Consider the following 1,029-nt stretch of genomic DNA (forward strand, 5'->3'; position numbering starts at 1 on the left):
GTGCGGCAACTCCGACAATCCAGTTTTCATTTTGATCCAGACTATATTCGCCAAAAGCAAAAACATTCGGTTTTTTTGCCGCTTGCTGGGCTTTCACATTGGCTTGAGCCAATTGGGTATGCATGAATTAGCTCTACATGCTTTACATGTGGCACTGATGAAAGGCCAAGGTACACAATATTTATGGATTGATTCAACAACTCTGCCAATTTGTAAAAATCAACGTATTTAGCGTCATAAATCATTAATCCAAATTGCATCACATGGTAGAAGCTCAATGGGCTGGTTTTATGGCTGTAAATTACGTATTGCGATGAATCAATTTGGTGAAATTGCCTGTTCTGCTTTATCGAATGGACATGTTGCTAATATAAAAATGGTTGAGCAATTGGTTGCTGGTATAGAAGCAAAACTTTACGGGGATCGAGGTTACATCAGCCAAGAATTAAAAATTAGATTGAAAGATCAAGGTATTGATTTAATTACTTATCATCGGAAGAATATGCAGGCTATTCAACTCTGTGCATCAGATAAATATCACTTAAGACAACGCAATAAAATAGAAATATTATTCGGCTTATTGAAGGGGCAATACAATTTAGTGACGAGTAAAGCACGTAGACTTCATGGATTTCTGCGTGGAATTTACGCCTCACTATGTGGATATCAATTAACCCATCGAAATAAGCCAACAATTCAAATTAAGGACTCATCGGCTTAAGCAGGATTCGGGTTAAATAAGCTTTCAAAAATAGCTTGACACACTAAAGCTATTTTAAGCAGGCAATGAATATGAAAGAAAACGCTAAAGAAAAATAAAAAAAACAGCGTATGATTTACTCAATGGAATTTTAGATGATGCAGACAAGATGATCCGTAATGATTGGTCACGTGCCGAAATACAAGAAATTTATGACTTGCCTTTAATGGATTTACTGTTTCAGGCACAGCAAATTCATCGCCAAAACTTTGAACCGAATACTGTTCAGGTCAGTACTCTGCTTTCAATTAAAACGGGCCGTTGTCCGG

At 36.9% G+C, this 1,029-nt stretch carries 3 pseudogenes; 2 read left to right on the forward strand and 1 reads right to left on the reverse strand.

The features are described from left to right. Positions 1-124: pseudogene (locus ACNPNW_RS16140) on the reverse strand (hypothetical protein); the annotation flags it as partial. Here ACNPNW_RS16140 and ACNPNW_RS16145 point away from each other — a divergent pair. After that, positions 113-721: pseudogene (locus tag ACNPNW_RS16145) on the forward strand (IS982 family transposase); the annotation flags it as partial. The pseudogenes ACNPNW_RS16140 and ACNPNW_RS16145 overlap by 12 nt on opposite strands. A 148-nt stretch (positions 722-869) precedes the next feature. Then, positions 870-1,029, forward strand: a pseudogene (locus ACNPNW_RS16150) (biotin synthase BioB); the annotation flags it as partial.

This window comes from Acinetobacter endophylla (assembly GCF_053543775.1).